The organism is Nocardiopsis listeri NBRC 13360, from assembly GCF_001570765.1.
Classification (GTDB): Bacteria; Actinomycetota; Actinomycetes; order Streptosporangiales; family Streptosporangiaceae; genus Nocardiopsis; species Nocardiopsis listeri.
Map to the genome: position 1 here is coordinate 1 of NZ_BCSH01000004.1, position 24,930 is coordinate 24,930.

25 protein-coding genes and 1 pseudogene are annotated in these 24,930 nt (G+C 69.7%); 11 read left to right on the top strand and 15 right to left on the bottom strand.

Annotated features, from left to right (window positions below; translation table 11 throughout):
- Positions 1 to 27: 27 nt before the first annotated feature.
- The 9 genes from NLI01S_RS01570 to NLI01S_RS01610 all read right to left on the bottom strand — a co-directional run bounded on the left by NLI01S_RS01570 (position 28) and on the right by NLI01S_RS01610 (position 6,270).
- On the bottom strand, positions 28 to 1,635 hold the full coding sequence (locus NLI01S_RS01570) for a polyamine aminopropyltransferase (RefSeq protein WP_067597944.1): 1,608 nt from the start codon (positions 1,633 to 1,635) through the stop codon (positions 28 to 30).
- A 210-nt stretch (positions 1,636 to 1,845) separates the two neighbouring features.
- A complete protein-coding gene (locus NLI01S_RS01575; RefSeq protein WP_067597947.1) occupies positions 1,846 to 2,274 on the bottom strand; it encodes a DUF350 domain-containing protein in 429 nt (142 codons plus the stop codon).
- A gap of 85 nt (positions 2,275 to 2,359) precedes the next feature.
- Complete coding sequence (locus NLI01S_RS01580) at positions 2,360 to 2,734, bottom strand: hypothetical protein (RefSeq protein WP_067597950.1); 375 nt, start codon at positions 2,732 to 2,734, stop codon at positions 2,360 to 2,362.
- Positions 2,735 to 2,744: 10 nt separating this feature from the next.
- A complete protein-coding gene (locus NLI01S_RS01585; RefSeq protein WP_067597953.1) occupies positions 2,745 to 3,251 on the bottom strand; it encodes a DUF2617 family protein in 507 nt (168 codons plus the stop codon).
- Between the two features lie 7 nt (positions 3,252 to 3,258).
- Complete coding sequence (locus tag NLI01S_RS01590; protein WP_067597956.1) at positions 3,259 to 3,858, bottom strand: DUF4178 domain-containing protein; 600 nt, start codon at positions 3,856 to 3,858, stop codon at positions 3,259 to 3,261.
- Between the two features lie 291 nt (positions 3,859 to 4,149).
- Positions 4,150 to 4,998, bottom strand: coding sequence for a sulfurtransferase (locus NLI01S_RS01595; RefSeq protein ID WP_067597959.1), 849 nt, complete (start codon positions 4,996 to 4,998; stop codon positions 4,150 to 4,152).
- A gap of 10 nt (positions 4,999 to 5,008) precedes the next feature.
- The gene (locus NLI01S_RS01600) at positions 5,009 to 5,413 is read right to left on the bottom strand and encodes a hypothetical protein (RefSeq protein ID WP_067597962.1); all 405 of its coding nucleotides are present in this window, start codon (positions 5,411 to 5,413) and stop codon (positions 5,009 to 5,011) included.
- A gap of 58 nt (positions 5,414 to 5,471) precedes the next feature.
- Complete coding sequence (locus NLI01S_RS01605; protein WP_067597965.1) at positions 5,472 to 5,915, bottom strand: hypothetical protein; 444 nt, start codon at positions 5,913 to 5,915, stop codon at positions 5,472 to 5,474.
- A complete protein-coding gene (locus tag NLI01S_RS01610; RefSeq protein ID WP_067597969.1) occupies positions 5,908 to 6,270 on the bottom strand; it encodes a hypothetical protein in 363 nt (120 codons plus the stop codon). Before NLI01S_RS01610 ends, NLI01S_RS01605 begins: the two co-directional genes overlap by 8 nt.
- A gap of 562 nt (positions 6,271 to 6,832) precedes the next feature.
- Here NLI01S_RS01610 and NLI01S_RS26695 point away from each other — a divergent pair.
- Positions 6,833 to 6,904 (top strand): annotated as a pseudogene (locus NLI01S_RS26695) (DUF397 domain-containing protein); the annotation flags it as partial.
- 134 nt (positions 6,905 to 7,038) lie between these two features.
- Here the strand turns inward: NLI01S_RS26695 and NLI01S_RS01620 are convergent.
- Positions 7,039 to 8,787: an N-acetylmuramoyl-L-alanine amidase gene (locus NLI01S_RS01620; protein ID WP_223809063.1), complete on the bottom strand. Its 1,749-nt coding sequence runs from the start codon at positions 8,785 to 8,787 to the stop codon at positions 7,039 to 7,041.
- A 158-nt stretch (positions 8,788 to 8,945) separates the two neighbouring features.
- Here NLI01S_RS01620 and NLI01S_RS01625 point away from each other — a divergent pair, with 158 nt between their 5' ends.
- The 3 genes from NLI01S_RS01625 (at position 8,946) to NLI01S_RS01635 (ending at position 12,375) form a co-directional block, all read left to right on the top strand.
- Positions 8,946 to 10,448: a bifunctional ADP-dependent NAD(P)H-hydrate dehydratase/NAD(P)H-hydrate epimerase gene (locus NLI01S_RS01625; protein WP_067597976.1), complete on the top strand. Its 1,503-nt coding sequence runs from the start codon at positions 8,946 to 8,948 to the stop codon at positions 10,446 to 10,448.
- A 121-nt stretch (positions 10,449 to 10,569) separates the two neighbouring features.
- Entirely contained in the window at positions 10,570 to 11,412 is an 843-nt protein-coding gene (locus NLI01S_RS25505) for a hypothetical protein (RefSeq protein ID WP_157090910.1), read from the top strand.
- 198 nt (positions 11,413 to 11,610) lie between these two features.
- Positions 11,611 to 12,375: a DUF3592 domain-containing protein gene (locus NLI01S_RS01635; RefSeq protein ID WP_157090911.1), complete on the top strand. Its 765-nt coding sequence runs from the start codon at positions 11,611 to 11,613 to the stop codon at positions 12,373 to 12,375.
- Positions 12,376 to 12,549: 174 nt separating this feature from the next.
- Here the strand turns inward: NLI01S_RS01635 and NLI01S_RS01640 are convergent, their stop codons facing one another.
- On the bottom strand, positions 12,550 to 12,906 hold the full coding sequence (locus tag NLI01S_RS01640) for a hypothetical protein (RefSeq protein WP_157090912.1): 357 nt from the start codon (positions 12,904 to 12,906) through the stop codon (positions 12,550 to 12,552).
- On the opposite strand from NLI01S_RS01640, the gene NLI01S_RS25510 reads away from it, so the two are divergent.
- Complete coding sequence (locus NLI01S_RS25510; protein ID WP_157090913.1) at positions 12,893 to 13,051, top strand: hypothetical protein; 159 nt, start codon at positions 12,893 to 12,895, stop codon at positions 13,049 to 13,051. The genes NLI01S_RS01640 and NLI01S_RS25510 overlap by 14 nt on opposite strands.
- On the top strand, positions 13,048 to 14,172 hold the full coding sequence (locus tag NLI01S_RS01645) for a hypothetical protein (RefSeq protein ID WP_157090914.1): 1,125 nt from the start codon (positions 13,048 to 13,050) through the stop codon (positions 14,170 to 14,172). The genes NLI01S_RS25510 and NLI01S_RS01645 overlap by 4 nt, the downstream gene beginning before the upstream one ends.
- A 12-nt stretch (positions 14,173 to 14,184) precedes the next feature.
- On the opposite strand, the gene NLI01S_RS01650 is transcribed toward NLI01S_RS01645, so the two are convergent.
- Positions 14,185 to 14,670, bottom strand: coding sequence for an NUDIX hydrolase (locus tag NLI01S_RS01650; RefSeq protein WP_067597991.1), 486 nt, complete (start codon positions 14,668 to 14,670; stop codon positions 14,185 to 14,187).
- Positions 14,667 to 15,314 (bottom strand): TetR/AcrR family transcriptional regulator, encoded by a 648-nt coding sequence (locus NLI01S_RS01655; RefSeq protein ID WP_067597994.1) that lies wholly within the window; start codon positions 15,312 to 15,314, stop codon positions 14,667 to 14,669. Before NLI01S_RS01655 ends, NLI01S_RS01650 begins: the two co-directional genes overlap by 4 nt.
- Positions 15,315 to 15,405: 91 nt before the next feature.
- Here NLI01S_RS01655 and NLI01S_RS01660 point away from each other — a divergent pair, with 91 nt between their 5' ends.
- The 3 genes from NLI01S_RS01660 to NLI01S_RS01670 are packed head-to-tail and all read left to right on the top strand — an operon-like array spanning position 15,406 to position 20,006.
- Positions 15,406 to 16,455, top strand: a complete 1,050-nt coding sequence (locus NLI01S_RS01660; protein ID WP_190318330.1) for a hypothetical protein — start codon at positions 15,406 to 15,408, stop codon at positions 16,453 to 16,455.
- Positions 16,452 to 17,798: a methyltransferase family protein gene (locus NLI01S_RS01665; RefSeq protein WP_157090915.1), complete on the top strand. Its 1,347-nt coding sequence runs from the start codon at positions 16,452 to 16,454 to the stop codon at positions 17,796 to 17,798. The genes NLI01S_RS01660 and NLI01S_RS01665 overlap by 4 nt, the downstream gene beginning before the upstream one ends.
- Before the next feature lie 27 nt (positions 17,799 to 17,825).
- Positions 17,826 to 20,006 carry a PrsW family glutamic-type intramembrane protease gene (locus tag NLI01S_RS01670; RefSeq protein WP_067597997.1) on the top strand — a complete coding sequence of 727 codons (2,181 nt, stop codon included), beginning with the start codon at positions 17,826 to 17,828 and terminating at the stop codon, positions 20,004 to 20,006.
- Positions 20,007 to 20,280: 274 nt separating this feature from the next.
- Here NLI01S_RS01670 and NLI01S_RS01680 read toward each other — a convergent pair whose 3' ends face one another.
- Both NLI01S_RS01680 and NLI01S_RS01685 read right to left on the bottom strand, forming a co-directional pair.
- Complete coding sequence (locus NLI01S_RS01680) at positions 20,281 to 20,562, bottom strand: type II toxin-antitoxin system Phd/YefM family antitoxin (protein ID WP_084392234.1); 282 nt, start codon at positions 20,560 to 20,562, stop codon at positions 20,281 to 20,283.
- A 59-nt stretch (positions 20,563 to 20,621) separates the two neighbouring features.
- Positions 20,622 to 22,970 carry a molybdopterin-dependent oxidoreductase gene (locus NLI01S_RS01685; RefSeq protein WP_067598007.1) on the bottom strand — a complete coding sequence of 783 codons (2,349 nt, stop codon included), beginning with the start codon at positions 22,968 to 22,970 and terminating at the stop codon, positions 20,622 to 20,624.
- 153 nt (positions 22,971 to 23,123) lie between these two features.
- Between NLI01S_RS01685 and NLI01S_RS01690 the strand changes: the two genes are divergently transcribed.
- Both NLI01S_RS01690 and NLI01S_RS01695 read left to right on the top strand, forming a co-directional pair.
- The gene (locus tag NLI01S_RS01690) at positions 23,124 to 24,071 is read left to right on the top strand and encodes an HpcH/HpaI aldolase/citrate lyase family protein (protein WP_067598010.1); all 948 of its coding nucleotides are present in this window, start codon (positions 23,124 to 23,126) and stop codon (positions 24,069 to 24,071) included.
- Between the two features lie 82 nt (positions 24,072 to 24,153).
- On the top strand, positions 24,154 to 24,849 hold the full coding sequence (locus NLI01S_RS01695) for a response regulator transcription factor (RefSeq protein WP_067598012.1): 696 nt from the start codon (positions 24,154 to 24,156) through the stop codon (positions 24,847 to 24,849).
- Positions 24,850 to 24,930 lie beyond the last annotated feature (81 nt).

The window sequence follows — 24,930 nt, forward strand, 5'->3', positions numbered from 1 at the left end:
ACGTCGTTTCCTGGTCCCCCCGGGGGGTCAGTACCCGCGCCAGGCCTGTCGGTCCTGGTGGTAGCCGATCACCCGCGGATGCATCATCGTGGATTCTTGGACGTCCTCTTCGCGGCGGTCCATCGGGAACACCCGAGCCGCCTCCAGCAATGGCTGGTCCAAGTAGCGCAGCTCGGGGGCGTCCTCGGGAACGCGCAGCTCCGGCGCTCCGTTCAGCGTCCCGAGGTAGAAGCCCCAGTTGCCGAAGGTCGGCACGTCCACGTTGTACGGGGTGACGTCGATGCCCGCCTCCACCAGGGAGTGCCGGACGCCCCAGTAGGCGTCGGGCGCGAAGAACGGCGACCCGGCCTGGACGACCAGCCTGCTGTCGCCCGTCATCGCCTGGCCGATCAACGAGTAGAACTCCACCGTGTACAGCTTCGAGGTGCCCACGTCCGTGCCGTCGGGCAGGTCCGCGATGACCACGTCGAAGTCCTCGGCGTTGTCCCGCAGCCACTGGAAGGCGTCGGTGTTGACCACGTCGACCCGGGAGTCCCGAAGCGAGTCGTCGTTGAGGTCGCGGATCACCGGGTCCTCCCTGGCCAGTTCGACCACCGCCGGGTCCAGGTCGACCAGCGTCGCGGACTCGACGTCGTCATAGCGCAGGATCTCGCGCAGGGCCAGACCGTCGCCGCCACCCAGGATCAGGACGTCCTCGCGCGGGCCGGCCATCGCGGGATGGATGAGCGCCTCGTGGTACCGGTACTCGTCCAAGGTGGAGAACTGCAGGTCACCGTTGAGGAACAGACGTGTGTCCACGCCGTCCAGGGACTGGGTGACCACGATCTCCTGGTATTCACTGCGATCGGCGTGCACGATCGGATCCCGGTACATGGCCTGCCGGGCGTCCACCTCGAATCGCTCCGCGTAGTAGAAGGCCAGCCCCAGGACCGCCACGATGACCACGAGCCCGACGGTCAGCCCCACGTAGGCGAGGCGGGTGAGCTCGGATCGGAACAGCCACAGCACCACGGCCATGCCGATCACCGCGTTGAGCGCGCCCACCATGAGCGCGCCCTTGGGCAGGCCCAGCAGCGGCAGCAGCAGGAACGGGAACGCCAGACCACCGATCAGCCCACCCACGTAGTCGGCGGCGAACAGGTCCGCGACCGCCTCGGAGGCGTCCTGCTTTCGGATGCGCTGGATCAGCGTCATCAGCAACGGGATCTCGACACCGATGAGCATGCCGATGACGAACGCCAACAACACCAGGGTCGGCTGGTAGGCCGAGGCGGACAGCCAGGCGAACGACCCGTACAGCAGCAGGATCGATAGACCACCGACCAGGGACAACAGCCCCTCGATGACGGCGAAGGCCAAGGCGGGGCGGGCCTGGTAGCGCTTGGACAGCAGCGAACCCACACCCATGGCGAACACCATCACCGACAGCACCACGGAGGCCTGGGTGATGGTGTCACCCAACAGGTAACTGCCGATCGCGACGAGTGCCAACTCGTACACCAGTCCGCAGGCGGCACAGATGAACACCGCCAGGAGTACGAGGAACCGCGCCAGGCGCGGTGTCACCGGCAGTCGCGTTCTCGCGGGCTCGGCGGTGTCTGGGTCGGCGGCCTCTGCGGCCGGGGTGTCGGTCACACTACTGCTTTCTCGAAGAGTGGCTGGACTTACTCCGTGAACTACGGGGGTTGGCGTTCGGGCGCCGTCAGGCCCCGCTCTCTGAGAACCCGGGGAGCCGCCGGCGGTGGGATGGCACGCTTTTGACCATCACACCAAAGGTGGCGAAGGTTCGACTTTTTGGGGCGCCCGAACAAGCCGAGGCGAAGCGGAGGCGCAAAGCAACACCGTTCAGGAGATGGCGGCGGCCACGACCAGGGCGATGGAGACGTGCGCGGTCGCGCTGACCCACGTCGCCGGGTGCCATTCGGGGTCGCTGATCATGTGGCTGACCCGACCCGGGATGATCAGATCGATCAGCAAGAAGGACAGGGCCATCACGACCAGGCCGATGAGGCCGAAGATCGTGGCCGAGAGCAGGCCGGCGCCCAGTCCGAGCTCGGAGTAGCTGGACAGGATCGCGGATACCACCACGATGGCGGCACCGAGGGTGTTGGCGGAGACCAGCAGGATGGCGTTCCTGTTCCGGTCCTCCCAGATCAGTTTGTGGAGTTTGCCCGGCGTGAGCAGGTCGGTGATCAGGTAGCCGAGCACCATGATGACCGTGCCGACCACGCCGTAACCCAGTGCGTAGAGCGAGCTGGTGAGGATTTCGTTCATAGTCTCGTCCGTGTCGGGGGAGGCTTCGTATGTCCGGGGATCGCGAAGTACCCCCGACACGGCAGACTACTGGCCTGAGCTCGGCTTACTTACCGAACCCCGATCCGCCACCACGGGTGTCGCTTCCGCTTCCCCCGCTGTTGGAGTTGTTGTTGCCTCCGCCACCGCCTCCGCCACCGCCGAAGAAGAAGAAACCGCCTCCGCCTCCACCGCCACCGTTGCGGCCGTTGTCGCAGTCGTCGGTGGGCGAGGCGCTCGGGCTCGGGCTCGCGGTCGGGTTCGCCGTCGGGCTCGGGCTCGGCGTGCGGTTGGACGACGACGAGGTCGTACCACTGGTGGAACGGTCGCTCGGCTGACAATCGGCGCTGTTGCTACCGCCGCAGGCTGACAGGAGCAGCAGCAGGACGGTGGCGCCACCGACCGCCGCGATCTTGTGTCGTGGAGTCTTGATCGTGGACATGAAGGCCTCCTTAGGGGGTCAAGGTCGTGATCGTCGTCACCAGTTCGCCGCTTTGCGGATAGGCGTGCCAGGTCCGCCAACGCAACGAGGTCCCATTGCCGGAGGTCAGGTGCAGTGCGGTGACCGCGAGGGGGTCACCGGGGAAGGCGACGATGAGCCCGCCGGACGAGTCCGAGGTCTCCTGGTGGATCCCCTCCACCCGGCGGGCCAGTTCGTTGCGGGGCAATGACTCGACGATCGAGTCGAAGCGGTAGTCGCCCACCCCAGGCAGGGGGTGCTCGGCGTTGCCGGGAAGCCCGCCGGGAACCCCCGGCAGACAGGCGACCGTCTCCACCGGCGCCCCCGGTCCGGCACCGAGGACGACCTGGTGCGAGGCGCCCAGCACCCGGAGTTCGACCGACAGCCCCGACACCTGGACGGTGCGGAGGGCGAGAGGGTCGACCAGCGGGTGGTTCAGGGTCCAGACCAGGTCGTCGGCGTTGGTGTCGACGAAGGGGGCGCTGATGGTCGCACGCATGGGGGCATCAGCTCCCGGGGAAGATCGTGAACGTACCGGCGTGGACCTTCTCGCCGGTGCTGACCTCCCAGTTCCCGTGGTCGAAGCGCTCGAATGCGAGCAGCTTGCCATCGGTGGACTCGTAGTCGGCGTAGTCCATGCCGCCCTCGGCCTTCAGACCGGTGGTCCCCTCGGAGCGGTAGGAGCCGGAGCCCTTCTCCTCGAGCTTGTAGGTGACACCTTCGAGCTCGATGTTCTTGCCCTGGGGCACCATGGTCAGGTCGGGGCGACCGGTCCACAGGGCCAGCTCCACGTCCGGGTCCTCCTCGACGGAGAGCCAGCGCTTGCCGCCCTCCACCTCCAGGAAGTGCTCGGACCAGGTGTAGCCGCCCTCGGACAGGCGCAGGGTGCCGCGGATCCAGGTGCGCTCGGTGCCCCAGTCGATCATGTCGCCGGCCTTGATGGCCCGCGGGTCACCGGCGGTGTCGGTGGTCGAGGAAGCGGCGAAGGGGTCCTGGGGCGGTGGGGGAGCGGTGTCCTGCTTCCGCGAGCGCGAGCGCTGCGTGTAGATCAGGACTCCGATCACGATCCCAACGATGAGAATCAGTAGGAGCAGGAGTTCGATCACCAGAGTTCCTCGTTTCGCGGTGGAGCACGTATATCGGTTCCGGGGGGCGGGGACCCTCTGTTCGCTGTGACGCCGGAACAGGGGTTCTGGTTCCGACAACGCTGCGATTCGGGAATCTTTCGCGTGGTCGAAGGGTTGACTTACGCCCCTTTGCCGTCGGTTCCTTCGTTCCTCGTCCGCCCACCCTAGGCGGTGGTCCGAACAAAGGGGGCGAAAAGGACAAAGCCCGCGCGGGTCGGCGCGGGCCCAATGGTATCGGAGCCGGTCAGAGGTGGTTCGGTGCGGTCGGGGTCAAGCCCGAGGATCGCCGGTCTCCAACGGAAGCGACTCGTCCCCGCCCCAACGGCTCCACGAACCCGGGTACAGACGGGTATGACCGTAACCGGCGTGTTCCAACGCCAGAAGGTCGTGGCAGGCGGTCACTCCCGAGCCGCAGTAGGCGGTGACGGTGCGCGCGGAGTCCGCGCCCAGGGCCGCGAAGCGCTCGCGCAAGGCCTCCGGTGCGGCCAACAGCCCGTCGGGGCCCAGGTTGGCGGGCCATTCGGCGCTGCGCGCCCCGGGGACGTGTCCCGCTCGCGCGTCCACGGGGGCCGGTTCGGCGCCGGTGAAGCGCCCGTATACGCGGGCGTCCAACAGCAGCCGGTCGGGGGCGGAGAGTTCCTCGCGCAGTTCCTCGGTGGTCACGATCCGGTCGGTGGGCCACGGGATCGCGGTCCGGTGCACGGGGTCGACCGTCACCTCTCCCTCCTCCAACGGGCCGGTCCAGCTCTGGAGGCCGCCGTCGAGGAAGGCGGCGGGGGTGCCGAGGGCGCGCAGCATCCACACCATCCGGGCGGCCACCGAACCCCCTGCGTCGTCGTAGACCACGACCGTGGTGGTGTCGCCGATGCCGAGCGCGCCGAGGGAGCGCGCGAAGTCCTCGGCGGAGGGCAGTGGGTGGCGCCCCCCGTCCGGGCTCGCGGGGGCGGCGAGATCGGTGTCCACGTCGGCGAACACGGCGCCGGGGACGTGCCCGGCCCGGTGCGCTTCGCGTCCCGAACGACCGTCCATGTACCAACGGGAGTCGACGAGGACGACCTGGTCACGGTGTTCGCGGAGCCAATCGGAGGATACGGCCACGGGAAGAGTCGGCTCTGACATGGTCGACAGCCTAGTGCGGGGAGTCGACGCCGGGCGGGTTTCGCGGGGTGGGTCGGAAGGCGACCAGGCCCAGCCCGGTCAGGAGCGGGACCGACAGCCATACCTGGTACCACAGGGCCGAGTCCAGGTTCGCCCAGGGCATGGTGCTGAGGGCGGTGGCCGCCACGAGACCGATGGCGAAGGTGGCGAGGCTACGCGAGGCGCCTCGGGGCGTTCGCGCGTCGGCCCACAGGAGGACCGCCAGGATCGCGGCGCCCGACAGCCACAGCACCAGGAAGATGCGGTGCCCGACCACGGAGGGGGTGTTCGCGTTCCAAACGAGCGAGACCAGGACGAGGGACACGGCGAACACCGCGCCGCCACCCAGATATGAGGGAAAGAGAGGCCGGGTGGGGGCCTGCGTGTGTACCTCCATGCACACGTCTGTGCCCGCGATGTCCGGAACTATGCGGTCCGTAACACTGTGTCCCGCGTCACTCCCGAGAGTGGGCGCGGTCGGCGCGGTGCACCTTGAGGATCCACCACAGCCCCAGGACCGGCAGGACCAGGGGGATGAACAGGTAGCCGCTGCCGAAGTGCGACCAGACGGTGTCCTCGGGGAAGATCCCGCTGGTGAACTCGGACAGGGCGCCCACCACCAGGACCCCGACCATCTCCACGGACACCGACACCAGTGCGACCTTGCGGGAGGTGCGGCCGGCGCGGGCCAGGCCGATCGCGGCCACGAGGTAGACGACACCGGCGAACACCGACAGTGCGTACGCCAGCGGGGCCTCCTCGAAGCGCGTCACCAGCTGGTAGGCGCCCCGAGCGGTGGCCGCCAGGGCGAAGACGGCGTACACGGCCACGAGAAGCCGCCCCGGCCCGGTGCGCAGGGTGCGGTCGGGGGGCAGGGGCGTGGTCTCGGTGTCAGACAACGGGGCTCCACAGCTGCTCGATGCGAACCAGCAGGACGGGGAGGATGAGGCAGGTGAAGGCGATCACCGCCGGCCCCCACTTGCTGCGCTCCATGAACCCCCACACCGCGCTGGCCGGAGGAAGGAGGGCGACGGTCGCCAGGTAGGAGACCACCATCGCCAGATCGTCGGGGCGGTCACCACCGACCATGGCGAAGACCATCGCGCCGACCTGGCCCAGGACCAAGAGCCACAGAACACCCATGCCGACCAGGTGGGGGACCAGCATCGGCTGGTCTCGGAAGGTCGAGACGAGGCACCACACGGCCATCGCCAACGACACCATCTGAATCAACATGGTCAGCCAGTCGACCACGTCGCCTCCGCTCGGGTACTTCCGGAACGTCCACCCATGTCAGCGGACCGCATGTCTACGACACACGGTAGTACGTGCGGAGTACCGCCCGGTACGGGTATCGGCGGCATCGAATGTGGTTCGGTGGCCGCTGGTCCCGCCGTGGTGTCGACGTTCGATCAGCGGGGCCAGTAGAAGACGTCCGTGGTCGCGGAGACCACCCGGGCCGGAAGTGCTTTTGTCATGCTCAGGAGTGCACGTCTGTACGGAGCTCTGCCGCTCGGGACAGGAACGTGCACACCTTTCCCGGCCTGCGTTCGACCTCACGAACCACGGACCACCCTTGAACATCTTGGTAGTAGCGAACCAAGGCCGGCGCGAACGTACCCCGCCGCACCACCCGGAAACCGCCGCGAGCCGCGTGGTCCAGCGCCCACCGGGCCAAGATGCACCCCAGCCTGCGGTCGGTCGGCCACGTCCACGTCGAGGCCAGGAACAGTGCCGGGATGGCTTGCTCTTCCCGGGTGAACCCCCACTCCGGTGACTCGGTGTACCCCTCTGTGTCAGGGTCAAGTGGGACACGAAGAACCGCGAGGCCGGTCATCTGGCCTTCACCCACCGAGAGTGGGAGGCGTTCCTCGGAGTGCTCCCGTAGTAGGCACAGCACAAGAGGCCCCGGTGACCAAACCGGGGCCTCTTCGTGTAACCAGAACAGGTCTGAGTCTACCTACGGAGGGTGGGCCGGGCCAGATACCTAGGCGTCTGTCCCGACGGGATGTCGAAGTTCGATCAGCGGGGCCAGTAGAAGACGTCCGTGGTCGCGGAGACCACCCGGGCCTGGGTGTCACCGAACTGGACCAGACGGATACGGACCCGGCGCCCCTCCGCCAGGTTGCCCTTCCATGAGTAGGTGAAGTGGCCTTGACCACCCTTGTGCATGGGGCTGTGCTGGGGGCGGTTGCGGGCGATCTTCCAGCTGCCGTCACCGTCGGACTCGTACTCGGTGGCGCGGATCTGCACCTCGGCGCCGGGGGTGACGTCCTCCAGGACCACCCCGACGGAGATGTCGTAGTGGGCGCCGTCGGTCTCCTCGACCCCCACGAGCGAGTAGAACTCGCCGGTCTCGCCGTCGTGCCGCCGGTCGAACGCCAGACTGACCCAGTCGCCGGGCTCCATGGACTGGGCGTCGTCCTTCTCGAACCTGCGGTGTCGGGGCATGTCGTCGTCTCCCTCTGTGTCGTCGGGGTCCTTGGCGAAGGTGCCGTCCTGTACGAGCTTGTAGGCCTTGTCTCCGGGGCAGGACGTGGAGATGAAGTCGCGGTGCCCCGAGACACTGCCCGCGATGGAGGTGTCGGGCTCCATGAGCCACTGCCGAAGGGCCCGGACGGCGTTGATCTGCTCGGGGGTGATGGGGTCCTTGGGGCCGGTGGCGAGCGTGCACGAGTAGTGACTGGTGTTGCCGCCGGGCTGGGCGGCCTGGGCGCGGTACAACCCCCGCCCCTCGATCACGTACCCGTGCGGGCACGCCATGAAGGAGTTGCCGGTGAAGTACACCGTGCCCCGTCGGCGGGCCAGCCAGGTCCCGTCGGGGGTGGTGGGACACCAGACGGGACCGTCGTGGCCTTCCCGGGTGAGGGTGACGTCCTCGGGGGCGAAGCGGTCCCGGTCTAGCAGGTCCACCCGGTTCGCGTCCCCTCCTTCGTGCCGGACGGCCGCCCTCCCGGCGAGGACGGCGGCGAACAACAAGGACTCGGCCACCGCCGGAGTGGGTGCGGGCAGCCTGCCCGACCCCTCGCCGCCGGTGTCGGATGCGGACCGCAGGAACAGGTCCAGCTGCGGGCCGGTCAGGGCGGACAGGAACCCGTACGAGGGCACCCCGTCCGGGGCGTGTTCGGTGATCTCTTCGGGGAGGGGGTCGTCGTGGTCGGCGTTGGTCCGTCGGGTCACGCAGGCGCGCGCGAGCCGTTCCACCAGGGCATCGGGCCACTTGGGCTCGGTGGGCGGTGTCTGGCAGGGCGCGGCCAGCGTGATCAGGTCCCCCGCACGCAGAGTCGCGCTGGTCGCCCACGCCCGCTGGGGTTCTCCGGCGGCGGAGGGGCGTTCGACGGGCCAGCGATGTTGTTCGGTGGTGAGGGAGGAATGGCCGGGCCCCTCCATCCGGACCAGCTCGCGGGGCATGGCGGGGAAGACGTTGACGGCGGTCAACGGCTGCCAACGGGAGGTGCCACTCGTGTGGTCGAGGGTGAGGACGAGGTCCCCCGCGGTGATCTCACGGAAGGTCCGCCACCCGTTCTCGGTGAGGATCTCGGTCTCGGTGTCGACGCAGTACCCGATGTCGGCCCAACCGCGTTCGGGGCCGGTGTGGAAGTCACGGGTGCCGCGCCAGTAGGACAGGCAGGCGGAGTGGTCCTTGCCCGCCAGGTTCTGGTCGGCTGAGTCGTAGTGGATGACCAGGCCGGAACGGGGGTTCGCCTGGTCGGCCGGGGAGCTGCCCCAGCCCAGATCGGACCTGGACACGTATTTGCTCGGTCGAGGCATACCTTCATTGTCCCCAGAATTGACTTCCCTTAGTGCTGATCCCATTACAACGGGCGATATGTCCAAAAAGTCGACCGCTTATGGGTGTGGTGAGGCGGGTGTTACTCGGCTCCGGTGCGTCACGATGGGAGATCCGAACCGTCCCTCGGAGGTGCCCGGTGCGCTCAGCCCACAACGTCAGCGTCGTCCGCGAGGCCGAACAGACGCTCATGGACCGCCTGCCCGAAGGCGCCCTCATGCGTCGTGCCGCCACCGGACTGGCGGTGCACTGCTCCCGGATATTGCCCAGGGTGTACGGCTCCCGGGTCACCCTCCTGGTGGGCAGCGGTGACAACGGCGGCGACGCCCTGTACGCGGGGGCCTCCCTGGCCGCCCGGGGTTCCCACGTGCGCGCGGTGGCCGCCGGGTCGCGGCTCCACCCGGGTGGTGTGTCGGCGCTGCGGCGCGCGGGCGGTCGCGTCCTGACCGTGGCGAAGGAGGGGGCCCTCCCCGACGACGTGCAGACCGCGCTCTTCGACACCGACCTGATCGTCGACGGGCTCGTCGGCATCGGTGGACGCGGGGGCCTGCGCGAACCCCACGCCGCGTTGGCCGCCCTGGCCGTGAACTCGCCGGCCCCGGTGGTCGCGGTGGACCTGCCCAGCGGCGTGGACGCCGACACCGGGGAGGTCGCCGGGCCCGCGATCGCCGCCGACGTCACGATCACCTTCGGCACGTACAAGCCGGGGCTGTTCGTCGACCCCGGCGCCGAACGGGCCGGAAGCGTCCACCTCGTCGACATCGGTCTCGGCCCGGAGCTGCCGGGGTCCGACCTCCTCCGTCCACAGGCTGTGGACATCGCGCGGCTGTTGCCCACACCGGGGGCGGAATCCGACAAGTACCGTCGGGGCGTACTCGCCGTGCGAGCCGGTTCCGATCGTTATCCGGGCGCCGCCGTCCTGTGCGTGGGTGGGGCGTTGCGTACCGGAGTGGGGATGGTCCGGTACGGCGGCGGGGAACAGGTGCTCTCCCAGGTGATCGCCCGTTGGCCGGAGACGGTCGGCGAGCGGCTGGACCCGCGAAACGGCGCCGACCTGGGCCCGGGACGCGTCGCGGCCGTCGTGGTCGGCTCCGGGCGAGGCACCGACCCCGCCGAAGTGGACGAGGTGAAGGCGGTGTTGGAGGGTGATCGGCCGGTGCTGCTCGACGCGGACGCCCTCACGTTGGTCGGCGCCGAGGAACACCTCGCCGCGCTGGTCCGAGACCGTTCGGCGCACACCCTGCTGACCCCGCACGCGGGTGAGCTGGCGCGGCTGTTGCCCGACACCGAACGCTCCGACATCGAGGCGCGCCGGCTGGAACACGTGTCCCACGCGGCCTCCCGGTATCGCGCGACCGTGCTGTTGAAGGGGTCGACGACGCTGATCGCCCATCCGGGCGCGCCGGTCGTGGCCAACCCGACGGGGACGCCGCTGCTCGCGACGGCGGGTTCGGGGGACGTGCTCTCGGGGATGGCGGGCGCGTTGCTGGCGGCGGGGCTGCACTCGCAGGAGGCCGCCCTGTGCGCCGCCTATCTGCACGGGCGGTCGGCCGTGTTGGCGCGTGACGGCGCCCCGATCAGTACCTCGGACCTGCTGGACGCGCTGCCCCTCGCCCTGGCCGAAGTGTTGGCGCAGGAGTAGGCGTGGGGTCGATTCGTCGGGAGCGTCCGCTGTTGTCCTGGATGTGACCCGGTATCCCTAAGGTGGGTGGCCGAAGGATCCCCCACCGGCACGGCAGTGCCCCGACCGGACAGGTCTTTCCGTGTCCTGGACCCCCCTTGTGTTGCTGTTCCTGTTCTGGGTCGTCGTCATCGCGATGGCGCTGTGGTCCGAACACCGGCGTTTCGTCGCAGCCAGAGTGCGCGTCCACGGTCCACCGCCGACCCGGGGCGATCTGCTGCGGGCGGCGTTCCTGCCCCACTCCCGGATGCTCTGGTGGGGCATGAGCAGCGGACTCTTCTGCCTGTTCACCTTGTCGATCGTGACCGACGTCGACCTCCACCACGCGGGGCTATTCGCCCTGGCCTATGGGGCGGTCGGTCTTGGCGGGGAGGGGCGGGAAGGGTGGGCGCTGCGGTCCGGGGTCGGGCCGGACGGCCGCCGCGACCCGGCGCGGTTCCACCCGGTGCCGGAGAGAGGAACCCTGTGGAACCCGGGGTGGGCGCTCCTGGGGATCGTCATCGCGACGGTCGTATTCGGCATGACGCTGTGGTGCCTACCGAATCCGATGTCGTCTGAGTCGTTTCCCCTGGTGTGGCGGATCGTCGTGCTTCTCCTCGTCCTTCCGGTCGCGTTCCTGGGCGTCTACGCGCTGCATTTGTCCCTGTCCCGGGTGCGCTTGGTGGGCACGTGGATCCAGGTGGTGCACCGAATCCACGTCACCTCCGTCCCGGTCGAGGCGCTGGACCGGGTCGAGGGTCGGCGGCTGCACCTGAGGGATGGGACGGTCGTCCACACCGGGGTCGACCTGGACGCCGAGCGGGTGTCGCGGTTCGCCGCCGGCCAGGCCGATCCGGGAGAACCCCGCGAGATCGAACGCGGGCGGGACATCCCGGGCGACCTGGCGCTCATCTGGGTGGGACTCTTCGTTGCCCTGCCCCTCTGACCTCCTGCGAATAGACAAGGCGCACCGGTGACGAGGAAACGAAGATCCGACAAGCCCCACAGGATCCCGGAGTGGAAGCTGAAGAAGGACCGGGAACGGGCCGACTTTCCGGCTTTCCCCACGCCATCGGTGTCACCCGAACCGAAGAAGGTACCGCCATGGCCTCCTTGGAGACGGGCCATCCGCCCCATCCTGTTGGTGGCCTTCCTCTTGGGGATCGTGCTGGTCCTGCTGGGCGTGATGTTGTGGGAGTCGTTTCAGGAGCGGGACGAACAGGCCGCCTTCACCGATCGGGGAGTCTCGACGACCGCGACCGTGGTGGGGGTGGTGCGCGGTGAAGCCGAGCTGCGTTTTCAGACCGAGGAAGGCGGTCGAGTCCAGGTCGTGGTTCCGGGCCCCTACTCCCACGACGATCCTCGTGAGTTGATGGTGCGCTACCTTCCGGAGGACCCCGAACGCGCACATCGAACGGACCATCCCGGCACACCCTGGTACCTGTTCCCCGCCGTACTGGCGTTCCTGGTCGTCTCCGGTGCCGGCCTGGGTGGATACGTACTGTTGCGGCGCCTTCGAGGCGGGCCCGCCCCATCGAGTGAGGCTGTCAGGACGCGCCGTCCGTTCGGGGAACGGGCGTTCTGGCCCCTGTTCGTCCTGTTCGTGGGCGCGGTCCTCTTGATCCCGGTGGGCTTCGTGACCGACATGGGTCTTCGGTACGCGGCGCTGATGGACTCCCGAGTGGTGGAGGCCACCGTGCTGGACGCGGGCAGGCAAGGGGGTTCACGAGGCGGCTGTCGGGGTTACGTGACCGTGGAGTACGAATCCCACGGTCTGCGATACGAGGACCGGATCCGTGTGTCCTGCCGAGACGCTGACGGTCATCGGGGCCAAGACACCGTGGCGGTGGAGTTCGGTGCGGATCGACCCGACGTCGTCCGTCTGGTCGGGGAGCCCCCGATCAGGTGAGTGCGGTGGCGCGCGGGTTCAGGGTGTCGAAGACGTGACCTGAGGGTTCTAAGGTCAGGTTTGAAGGCTCCCCATGTCGTCCCGACCGGACAGGCATCCCCCGTGAACCGTGTCCCCCCGCCGCCCGGGTTCAACGACCTCGCCCGTGAACTCGAAGCCCACCGCCGATCCCTTTCACCCCGGCCGCCGGCCAGGGACCGCTACCCCCTCTTCGTCCAGGTCGTGGTCCTGGTGTCCGGTGTCCTCATCGGAGTGGTCGTCGCTCTGGCCACCGACCAGGCGATGACCCGTGCCGCCTTCGAGGACGGAGTCACGGTGGAGGCGGTCGTGACGGGTGTCGATCACGGTGAACCGGTGGTCCGCTTCACCACCGACGAGGGCGCGGAGGTCACCACCACGGCCCGGGGCGAGCACACCCCCGACGATCCACCGGAACGACTCGTCCTCCATCTCCCCGACGCGCCGGAGCGGGCCGTCACCGCCGACCACCGGTGGCCGTGGCGGGGCGGAGCACTGCGTGTACAGCGTCACCGTGGAGTACGAGGCCGGAGAACTCACCTACCGGGACACCATCGTCGCCAGGCCCAGGGAACGGGCCGAGCAACTCATCCGTGCCGCCGAGGCCCCGGTCAGTTGGTCCTCGGACGACCCCACCGACCTGCGGGGTGAGTGGTGACCGAACGTCCCTCGCCCACCCCCGAGGTCCTCGAACTGACCCGTGTGCTGGCCGAGAGCCAAGAGACGCGTCGAGACACCGGGGGCACGGGATGTCTTGGCGGCTTCCTCATCGGCATACCGGTGATGTTGTTCACCCTCCTGTTGTCCTTCCCCGGGGCGGAAGCGGTCCGCGAGGCCTCCTTCGCTCTTGGTGAGACCCGCACCGCCGAGGCGAGCGTCGTCCAGGTCTCCTCGGGCGCCACGATCGTCAACTTCACCACCGAGGAGGGCGTAGACGTCCAGGCTCGGCTGCCTCAGGACCACGAACCCGACGACCCCCGCACCCTGGAGGTGACCTATCGGGTGGACGATCCGGGGCAGGCCCTCGCGGCCGATCGGCCCTGGTCACCCGCCCTCCTGATGTTTCCGGTGCTGCTGGTGATCTGGATCCTGTTCGAACTCTTCCACCGGCGTGGGTTGAGAGCCGGCCGGTTCTGGCGTCGCGTGCGAACCCTGACCATGGGCCCGCTGACCCGTATCGAACAGCGCAAGCGGCGCTACCAACGGGTACCGGCCTCCGGGAAGGACGGCCGCCCGGTGCGAGGCCCGTGGACGTCGGCCATCGTCGGAATGGTGCTACTCCTGGCGGGCCTGGTCATGGTAGGGGCGTCCCTGGGCGGCGGTCAGGGAGTATGGACGGTGCCCGCCTCCGTATCCCTGACCTTCGGGGTCACACTTCTACGCGCCGCCCTGTACCGGCACGCCGACGTCGCGCCGGTCACGACCCTGCCCCGGGTCTTCCGACCGGCGCCTCGCGGAGCCGTCCGCTGGATCGCCCCCGTACTGCTCGCGGGGACGCTCGCGGTCACGATCCCGACCCTGCCGATGGGTGATCGTGCCGTCGCCCCCGCTTTTGGAACCGAGGTGCTCGGGCGGGCCGAGATCGTGGAAAGCGGTTGTTTCCAGAGCAAGGGTGGATCCTGCCAGGCCTATGTGGTGATCGAGTACCGCGCCGATGGGATGCGGTACCGCGAAGAACTCGACGTGGAACTGTTGGGGATGGACGACCTCGTGAGGCAGGGCACCGTCGACATCGCCTGGGACCGAGAGGATCCCCGGCGGGTGCGGTTGGTGGACTGACCCTCCCCAGGATCAGGTGAGGGCGCGGGCGGCGTCCAGGCCCTTTTGGACGACGTCGGCGATGAAGTAGTCGCCGGGGTCGCGTGCGTCGTGCAGCAGATGCACCTTGGACTCGTCCACCCACATGAACTCGGTGTGCTTGCCGACCTCCAAGGTGGGACGGGCCAGGTCGCCCTCGACGCGGACCAGGTAGTCGATCTCGCGGCGGACGGCCCCGTCCCCCGGATCCCAGTCCAGGAGGCAAAGTTCGGCGAGCACCTCCGACAGGGTCCACCCGGTCTCCTCGGCGATCTCGCGGGTCAGGGCGTCGAGCATCCCCTCGCCCTCCTCGACGTGGCCGCCGACGACGTCCCAACAGTGTGGGAAGACCTTGCGGGTGGCCGACCTGCGCTGGGCGAAGACGTTGCCCCGCTCGTCGATGATCACGGCCGCGGCCACCCAACGGTGGCCATCGGCGGTGTCGGGGAACTCGATCCCCTCGGCGACACGGACGTTCACTCGTGCTCCTTCTTGTCGGCGCGCCGGGGCAGGCGCAGGGTCAGTAGTCGGGCGCGGGGCGCCAGGGTTCCGGCCAGGTCGAACACCGCTTCGCTGCGGGACTGGTCCTCGTCGAGCACGGAGAACAGGTTGACCCCCAGGTAGTAGGTGATCGCGGCGTAGGCGACCTCCCGCGCGGGCAGCAACCGTCCCAGGGGGGAGCCGCCCACCACACGCTCCCACTGCCCGGCGATGAAATCGATCCACGGTTCCGAACGCCGTCGGATCTCCTCGCGCAGTTCGGGTCTGCTCACGGCGGCGGCGACCAGCTGGGTGAACTCGGTGATGTAGCCGCGTTCCAGGTCGGTCCGGTGGATGCGGGTGGCGACCTCCACCAGTTCTTCGAGTGTGCGGGCGGACGACGCGAGCTCTTCGTACATGGCCATGCGTTCGGCGCTGGATCGGTCCAGTGCGGCCAGGAGCAGCTGGTCGACCCCGCCGAAGTGGTAGAAGACCAGCGCCGAGTTGGCCTCGGCCCGCGTGGCGATGGCCCGGGCCGAGGCCCCGGAGTACCCCTCTTCGCGCAGGACCTCGCTCGCCGCCGTGAGCAGGCGTTCCTTGGTCTCCTCGCTGCTTCTGCGGCCTCCGCCGCCACCTTTGGCCATGACCCTCCCTTTCGTCGATCTTCATCATACGGTTTAATCAAGTGATTAAATCGAGTGATTCAATCGCTCGGCCGAACGAGAGGAGAAGCCCATGACGGAACCACACGGCCCCGACGACCACCCCTCCGACGAGGAGGTCGCCGCGCGTTACGCCGCCGGCCGGCGCGCCGTACCCGGAACCCCGCCCGGCACGTGGTTCGAGGGGGAGACCAAGAACGACCTCAGACCCTCCGCCGCCCGCTGGATCCTCGCCGGGATCCTGGCGCTGGGCGTCTTCCCCCTGCTCGTGCTCCTTCGGATGACGAGCCTCGGCGGCCTGGACCAGACCGCCCTGTTCTACGTCGGACTCCCCGTCGTCCTCGCCCTGATCGTGGTGCTGACGGCCCGTCCCCAGAGCGCCGTCGGGGTGGCCATGGCCATCACCACCGTCATGCTGCTGCTCTCCGGGCCGGTGCTCGGCGAAGGACTGGTCTGCCTGGTCATCGCGGCCCCGCTGATCTACGGGCTGGTCGCCCTGGTCGCCTGGCTGGGCGTCGCCCTGGCCGGCCGGGACCTGGACGGCCCGCACGCCTTCGTCGCCGTCCCGGTCCTGTTCGCCCTCACCCTGGAGGGGGTCGCCGGCCTGTCCCTGCTGCCCCGGGAGGACACCGGGACGGGATCCGTGCTGGTTTCGGCCGCCCCCGAGCAGGTCGCCGCCGCGCTCGCCGCCCCGCCCGCCTATGAGGCCCCCGAGGCGTTCTTCCTGAGCGCGGTCCCCTTTCCCGAGCCGGTCGAGGCCGTGGGGGAGGGCCTGGACGTGGGCGAGGGCCGCCTGATCCGCTTCACCCCGCGCACCACCCTGGCCCTGGACGACGAACCCACCCCGCGCACCATGGAGCTGGAGGTCACCGAGAGCCGGATCAACGACGATGGCGGCCGGGTGGTCTTCGACGTCACCGAGGACACCACCCTCGCCCGTTGGCTGGACCTGCGCACCGCCACCGCCACCTGGGAACGGGAGGGCGATGGCACCAGGCTGACCTGGGAGTTCGACTACGCCCGCACCTACGATCCCTCCTGGTACTTCGGACCGATCCAGGCCTACGCCACCGACCTGGCCGCCGCCTACCTCGCCGACACCTTCGCGGAGGCCGCTCGGTGACCCCCGAACTCCCCGCCCTGCTCGTGCGCGGCCTGGGCCTGTTCCTGCCGCTCGTGGCGCTGATCGCGCTGTGCCTGTGGCGTGCCCCGACCCACCGCGAGACGGCGTCGATGATCGTGGCCTCCGCCTGGGCCCTGCTCACCCTCATCCCGCTGAACCTGTACGCGGTGCGTGCCGGCTGGTGGTCCTTCCACGCCGAAGGCGCCGTGTGGCGGGGACTGCCGGTGGACCTGACGCTGGCGTGGGTCCTGTTGTGGGGCGCCCTGCCCGCGCTGCTGCTGCGCCTGCTCCCCGTCCCCCTGATCACCGGGCTGCTGGTCTGGCTGGACGTGATCCTCATGCCGCTCGCCGAACCCGTGGTGGTGCTGGGGTCGTGGTGGTTGCTCGGTGAGATCCTGGGCGCGGCGCTGTGCCTGATCCCCGCTTCGCTGCTGGCCTACTGGACCCGGCACGAGCAACTGCTCACCGCGCGGATGTGGGCCCAGGCGCTGCTCGCGTTCGGGCTGACGGTGGTCCTGCCGGTGTACGTGTCGGCCACTCTGGTCCGGATCGAGCCGCCCACGCCCGAGACCGCGTCCGTCCTGGTCCAACTGCTGTTCCTCGCCGGCCTGCCCGGACTGGCCGCGGCCCGGGAGTTCGCCGCCGTGGGACGCGGCACCCCGCTGCCCTACGATCCACCCGAACGTCTGGTCACCAGCGGCCCCTACGCCTACGTGCGCAACCCGATGCAGCTCTCCATGGCGCTGGTGTACCTGGTGCTGGGCCTGTCGCACCCCGTACTGGCGCTCGGCGCGGTGGTCTGCTTCGCCTACGGGGCCGGGTTCGCCTCCTGGCACGAGGGCGGCCGGCTCCGCGCGGACTTCGGCTCGGCCTGGACCGGGTACCGGTCGGGGGTGCGCCCCTGGCTGCCCCGATGGCGGCCCTGGCCGGGTCGGACCGAGGGCACCCTGTACGTGGCGATGGACTGCGGGATGTGCCGCGGGGTGGGCAACCTGGTGGCGGCGCGTCGACCCACGGCGCTGCGCATGCGCCCGGCCGCGGACCACCCGGAGGTGTTGTACCGGCTCACCTACGAAACCGCCGACGGCGCGCGCTGGAGTGGCCTCGCGGCGTTGGCCCGGGCGATGGAACATCTGCACCTGGGGTGGGCCCTGACCGGCTGGGTCCTGTCTCTGCCGGTGGTGCGTCACTTCCTACAGCTGTGCGCGGACGCCTTCGGAGCCGGACCACGCCCTTCGCGCGAGCGACCCACCGCGCATGGTCCGACCGAACCCTTCGCCGTTATGCTCGTGCCTGGCCGCCCCCGTACCGGACCACCGCCGGGCTCCGGTGGCCCCACGTGATCCCCACCCCCCGGTACGAGGACACCCATGCAAGAACAGGCCATGCTCGCGCGCGATCTCGTGCTGCGCGTCTGCGCCGGACCGACCGAGTTCGACCCGCAGTGGGTCCGGGCCGGAGGCAAGGTCACCACGCCCTTCTCGGTGCCCCGGGACCGCAACCTCATCCGTGGGATCGTCGACGCGGGCCGGGCCCTGGGCGTGGAACGGCTCCTGGTCTGCCGTACCCGGGGCGAGTTCTCCTACGAACCGGTCACCGAGGTGCCGCCGCACACCGAGACCCTCGTCGACCTCATCCGGGGTTGGGGGAACGAACCCACCGACTTCCTCGTCTGCGTGGAGGACTTCTCCGCCGCCGTCCTGGTCGCCGCCAACGAACTCACCATCGCCTCCGGACCGGCCGACTTCGTCCGCGAGATCGTGGGCTCCGACATCCCCGGCGTTCGAGAGGAGTTCGCGGCCAAGGCGCAGCGCACCAAGCGCCCCGAGCTCTTGAGCGCCGCTCAGCGCTATCACTGCATCGAACCCGGCGCCCGGCACTCCCGGAACCGGGGCCCCGGACCCGACCTGTACGAACGTCTGTCGCGGCGGGCCGAGCGGGCCCGGGTGGGGTCCCCCCGGGCCGTGCGCTCGCTGCGCGCGGCGCGCGGCGGTTGGAACTGGCTCATGGTCGTGCTGCTGTTGGTGGCGCCGTTGAGCGCCCCGGAGCTCGGACCGGCCCTGCCCGTCCTGCTCCTGACCTTCGTCCTGCTGTTCCAACTGGCGTTCCTGGCGCGTTCGCGCACCGTGTCCTTCGCGACCCTGATGCGGGTGGCGGCCATCGGCGTGTTCTTGCTGTGGCCGGTGGCCCTGCTGGAGGGGGCGATCGTGGGGTTGGCCGGTCTGGAACCGTACGACGCGCTCGGCTACACCTACGTGGCGGTCACCGTGGAGGAAGCGGCGAAGTTGTCGCCGCTGCTGTTCTTCGCCTTCCTGGCCCGTCGGCGGATGCGTCGCCTGGCCGCCGTCGACTTCCTGCTGCTGGGCGCCGCGTCGGGGGCCGGGTTCCAGTCGGCCGAACGGCTGTTCACCGAGTTCTCCGTGCCGAACGCGAACTCTCCGGGCCTGTTCCTGCCCGGGGGGAGCACCATCTCCGGCCCCGGGGGCGAGGTGCTGGCGATCTTCTCCGGACACGCCGTCGTCACCGGGCTGATCGCCGGTGCCCTGGGCCTGGCCATCGTCGGCCGCCGCCGCTACGGGAACTGGACGTGGCTGCTGCCGCTCCTGGCCGTAGCGCTCGTGTACCTGGAACACCTGCACTTCAACGCACTTCTCGCGGCGGCCACCCTGGACCCGGTCTCGACCTTCCTGCATCGCGTGCTGGGCGGTGGCGCGCTCACCCCGTGGCTGTTGCTGCTGGTCCTGGTGTTCGCGGTGGGCATGGATCACCGGCTGATCGCCTCCGCGGCCGAGAGCACGCCCCCGCTGCCGGGTCGGGCTCCGCTGGCCCGCCTGCGCCGATGGGCGCACGGACGTTCGGTGTCCACGCGGGTGCGGGTGCCCGCCGACATCGCCCCCACCTTCCGTCGCACGGCCCTGGTCGGGGCGGACCTGCCGATCACCCTGGCCACCACCGTGACCGCCATCGTGCACGAGTTCGCCGCCGCCACCCGCGCCGCCCGGCGTGGTCCGGGCGCGCTCTGCGACACTCTGCGCTTCCTGCGCCGACGCCGGGCCAACGCCATGGGGGAGGCCCGGTCCCAGGGGCGGCCGTGGCGCCGCCACCCCTCGCAGGAGGAACTGGCCGGCCAGGCCCGTGAGCTGTCCTTTCGGCTGGGGCTGGCGGGTACCGCCACCGGAGCCGTCGCCGTGTCGGCCGCCGCCCTGGCGGTCCTGGTCGGTGTGACGCAGTGGGGCGCCTGGAGCGCGCCGGGCACCGCCGAACCCGCGTACGCGGTGGCGGCTCTGGACCACCTACAGAACTGGCTGGCCCGCGCCGGCACCGGCGGGATGGTGTGGACCGCTCTGGTCGGTGTGGCCCTGACCAGTCTGTTGTCCATGGGCAACGGGGTGCCCTACGCGCATCCCCGGATGCGCGAGTTCCTGCGCGCCCCCTCCGCCAACACCGGTGTCATCCTCGGCATGCTCGCCCCCGGTCAGGTGGGCTACGCGCTACCGGCCCTGGTCGGTCTGGCGCTGCCCCGCCGCGCCGACCGCCTCCTCACCCGCTGACCACCCACGGCCCGAACTCAGGCCCGATAGACGTCCCTGCGGTGGCGGATCGAATGGATCTCGATCAGGTCCTTGTCCGGTCGGATCCGATAGATGACCCTGTAGGTTCCCCGCCTAGCGGTGTGCAGGCCCGTAAAGGGGTCTTCGAGTGGCTTCCCCACACGCCAAGGGTTTTCCTTCAAAGGCCCGGAGATGAACTCGTAGGCGGCGGACGCGACGGATTCCGGGAGCTCTTCCGTCAGTGCTCGCCGCGCGGGACTTTTGTAAGCGATCCTCACGCGGCGGATCCCCTGTCCAAACGATGGCGCATCAGGGCGGCCATGTCCTCCTCGGTGGTGAACTCCTCGGAATCGATCGACTCGGCCAGGTCCGCTCGGGCTTCGGGGTCGGAGAGGATGCTCAACGTTTCCATCAGCGACTCGTACTGGGCCACGGACATCATGACGACGGCGGGCCGACCGTTCTTGGTGAAGGTGTAGTCGGCATGCTCGTTCTGGGCTCTCTCGGCGAGTTCGGCGATCTTGGCCTTGGCTTCAGTGATCGGAATGGTCTCCATGGCGGTCATTATAGTGACCGGTCTGAATTCCGTCCATGAGTCCTGGGCTCGGGCGCTCGTCAGCCGGCCGGGTCGATGTCGGTGATGCCCATCGGGGGAGCGAAGACCCGGACCGGGGGCGGGTCACCCTCGTAGGGCTCCACCCGGACCCGGATCAACTGACCGGTGCACCCCTGGCCCAACGATGACGTGCCCTCGTCCCGGGCCAGCGCGTTCGGATTGCCGTGCACGCAGGTCACGTCCGAACCCGAGGGGTCGTACCAAACGCCCGTGGACAGCTGCACCACGCCGGGGCGCGGCGCGTCGTCGACCACCACCCCGGCCAGGCACGAACCGCTCGGACCCGTCACCCGCACCACGTCACCGTCGGACACACCCGCCGCCTCGGCGTCCAAGGGGTGCATCCGCAACGGCGCCCTGCCGTGGACCTTCCGCGCGGCGCTGTACTTCCCCATGTCCTGCTGGCTGTGGAAGCGCTCGCGCGGCTGGTTGGCCACCAGTACCAGCGGCCGAGCCCGCCCCTCGGATCCGGTGTCGGTCACGGCCGGCCCCGGCAACCACACCGGGTGGCCTGGGCAGTCCTCGTAGCCGAACGAGGCGATGGTCTCCGAGTACAGCTCGATGCGCCCGCTCGGTGTCCGCAGCGGCCTGCCCTCGGGGTCCTCCCGGAAGTCGCCCATGAGCGCCTCGTCCTCTACCCGGCCCGGCATCTCCACCCGGCCCCGCTCCCAGAACCCGTCGAAGTCGGGGACCTCCAGGTCGCGGCGGGCCAGCATGGAACGCCACCGTTGGTAGGCCAGGCGCATCCACTCGCCGGAGGTGCGCCCCTCGGTGAACTCCTCCCGCACACCCAACCGTTCGGCCAGGTCGCTGTAGGTGTCGTACTCGTCGCGCGCCCGCCCGTGTGGTGATACCACCCGCGGCATCGCCCGCAGAGCCAGGTCGCCCTGGCTCGCCGCCATGTCGTCGCGCTCCAACACGGTGGTCGCCGGGATGACGATGTCGGCGTGCCGGGCCGTGGCCGTCCAGTGCGTCTCGTGCACCACCACGGTCTCCGGCCGCCCGAACGCCCGGGTCAGCCGGTTCAGGTCCTGGTGGTGGTGGAAGGGGTTGCCGCCCGCCCAGTACACGAGCCGGATGTCGGGGAAGCGCCGACGCTCCCCGTCGTAGTCGTAGGGTTCGTTCGGGTGCAACAGCATGTCGGAGACCTTGGCCACCGGGATCAGCGAGTCCACCGCGTTCGTGCCCTGCGGGAACCGCGGCAGTCCCACCGGGGTCGCGCCACCGCCGTAGTTGCCCATGGATCCGTACCCCGAGGCGAACCCGCCGCCGGGCAGCCCCACCTGTCCCAGGCAGCACGCCAACGCGAGCCCCGCCCACAGCGGCTGTTCGCCGTACCTGGCGCGCTGTACCGACCAGCCCACGTTGATCAGGGTGCGCTTGTGCGCCATCCGGTGCGCCAACGCCCGAATGTCCTCGGCGGGCACACCGCTCACCCGCTCCGCCCACTCGGGGGAACGCTCCACCCCGCCCGGCGTACCGTGTTCGTCGCGTTCGCCCGTCACGTAGGCGCGCAGCCGGTCGGCGCCGACGGTGTACCGGTCCAGGAACGCGGTATCGGCCAGACCCTCGTCGAACAGGACGTGGATCAGCGCCAGCAGCACGGCGGTGTCGGTCCCGGGCTTCAGCGACATCCACGTGCACTTGAGATCGTCGGAGGTGTCGTCACGCAAGGGGGACACCGACACGAACTCCACACCGGCGTCCGAGGCCGCGCGCATCGCCGGACCCGCCGTCTGCGCCGCCCGCCCGCCGGAGGCGATCCAGGTGTTGGACACCCGTAGCCCACCGAAGCTCACCAGGAGTTCGGTGTGCTCGCGGATCCGCTCCCAGGACGGCGCGCGGTGCAGCAGCCGGTTGGCGGCCGGGACGCCGATGATCCTCGGGAACAGCACCTCCACGGCCCCGTGGCTGTAAGTGGTGCGCGAGCGCGTGTACCCGCCGATGGTGTTGAGGAACCGGTGCAGCTGGCTCTGCGCGTGGTGGATCCGTCCCGCGCTGCCCCACCCGTAGGAACCGCCGAAGATCGCGGCGTTGCCGTGGCGGGTGCGTACCCGGTCCAGCTCGGCGGCGAGCAGGTCCAGAACCCTGGACCACTCCACCTCCACGTACTCCTCGTCGGGGTCGCCGCGCCGGGCGTCCGGGGCCGGGCCGTTCTCCAACCAACGGCGTCGCACCGCCGGCCGGGCCACCCGGGTGCGGTGGTGCTGGGCGTCCGGTGTGTTGGCCATCAACGGGGACGGAGCGGGATCACGAGGATCGGGGTGCACCCCCACCACTCGGTCGTTCTCCACATCGACCCGGTAGGCACCCCAATGGGTACTGGTCGGGTACGGCTGCACGGCCATGTCGCATTCCCCCGTGTGATCCCCGGACCCGCCCTCACCGGGCCCGGCCACACTCTACGCATCACACGGTGCGATGATGAGGCCCGCGAGCCCGGACGGGACCCGTCTCACACCACGGGCCGCAGAGCACGGACGGAACGGGGAGGACACGCCATGGCAGAACCGAGGTCGCGACGGTCGGTGCTCGCGGTACCGGGATCCAACCCCCGATTCGTCGAGAAGGCCCGGGGGCTGGACGTCGACGCCTTCTTTCTCGACCTGGAGGACGCGGTCGCGCCCTTGGAGAAGGAGACGGCGCGCACCACCGTGGTCGATGCGCTCGTCGAGGATGGATGGGGTGGCAAGGTCCGCTCCGTGCGGGTCAACGACGTCTCCACCGAATGGGCCTACCGCGACGTCATCACCGTGGTCGAGAACGCCGGCGCGCACCTGGACACCCTGGTCCTGCCCAAGGTGACCGCCGCCCGCGACGTCCACTGGCTCGACACGCTCCTCACCCAGATCGAACGCGCCGTGCGCCTGCCCATCGGCCGGATCGGTATCGAGGCGCAGATCGAGGACGCCAAGGGCCTGGTGAACGTGGACGAGATCGCGGCCGCCTCCCCACGGTTGGAGAGTCTCGTCTACGGGCCCGCCGACTTCATGGCCTCCCTCAACATGAAGAGCCTCGTGGTCGGTGAACAACCACCCGGATACGACACCGGCGACGCCTACCACCACGTCCTCATGCGCATCCTGGTGGCCGCCCGGGCCAACGGTATCCAGGCCATCGACGGCCCCTACCTGCAAATTCGTGACGTGGACGCGTTCCGCCGCGCCGCCGGGCGCACCTCCGCGCTCGGTTTCGACGGCAAGTGGGTGCTGCACCCGCTCCAGGTGACGGCCGCCAACGAGGTGTTCGCCCCCTCCCAGGAGGACTACGACCACGCCGAACTCATCCTCGACGCCTACGAGCACGCCACCACCGTGGACCGGCGCGGCGCCGTCATGCTGGGCGAGGAGATGCTCGACGAGGCCTCCCGGAAGATGGCGCTGGTGGTGGCCGGCAAGGGCCGCGCCGCCGGGCTGGCGCGCACCCGGGTCTTCGACCCGAACGCCTGACCCGAGCACCCGACCAGGACGCCACACCTCGTTCCCGAATACTTCTTACCGCTCTCTCACCCTGGTGGGAGAGCATGGGGGCATGGAAAGCACCGCCACCGTCCTGGTCGCCGACGACGACCGTGCCATCAGGGAGTCCCTGGAACGCGCCCTCCAACTGGAGGGGTACACGGTGCGCACCGTCGCCGACGGCGTCCAGGCCCTGGCGGCGGTCCACGCCGAACCCGTCGACCTGCTGGTCCTGGACGTGATGATGCCCGGCGTCGACGGCCTCGGGGTGGCCCGCGTACTGCGGGCCGAGCACGATCGCACGCCCATCCTCATGCTCACCGCGCGGGTCGAGACGCCCGACCGGGTGGCGGGACTGGACGCCGGTGCCGACGACTACCTCGCCAAACCCTTCGAACTCGACGAACTCCTCGCGCGGCTGCGCGCCCTGTTGCGCCGCGCCGCGCCCGTGCCGGAGGGGATCGACGATGAGGCGCCCCTGCGGGTGGGCGAACTGCGCCTGGACGCCCGCGCCCGGCGCGTGTGGCGCGGCGAACGCGAGGTGGAACTGTCCAAGACCGAGTTCGACCTGCTCGAACTGCTCATGCGCAACTCCGGCATCGTCCTGGACCACGCCACCATCTACGACCGCATCTGGGGTTACGACTTCGGCCCGGAGTCGAAGAACCTCGCGGTCTACATCAGCTATCTGCGGCGCAAGTTGGAGGATGGGGGACCGCCGCTGATCCAGACGGTCCGTGGTGTCGGATACACGCTGCGCCAGGGGTGATCCAAGGGTGTCCGTTCCTCATGGGGAGTCCGTTCCGGAGTCACGCGTCCAAGAGGCGAGGCGGCGCAGCGTCCTGCTCAA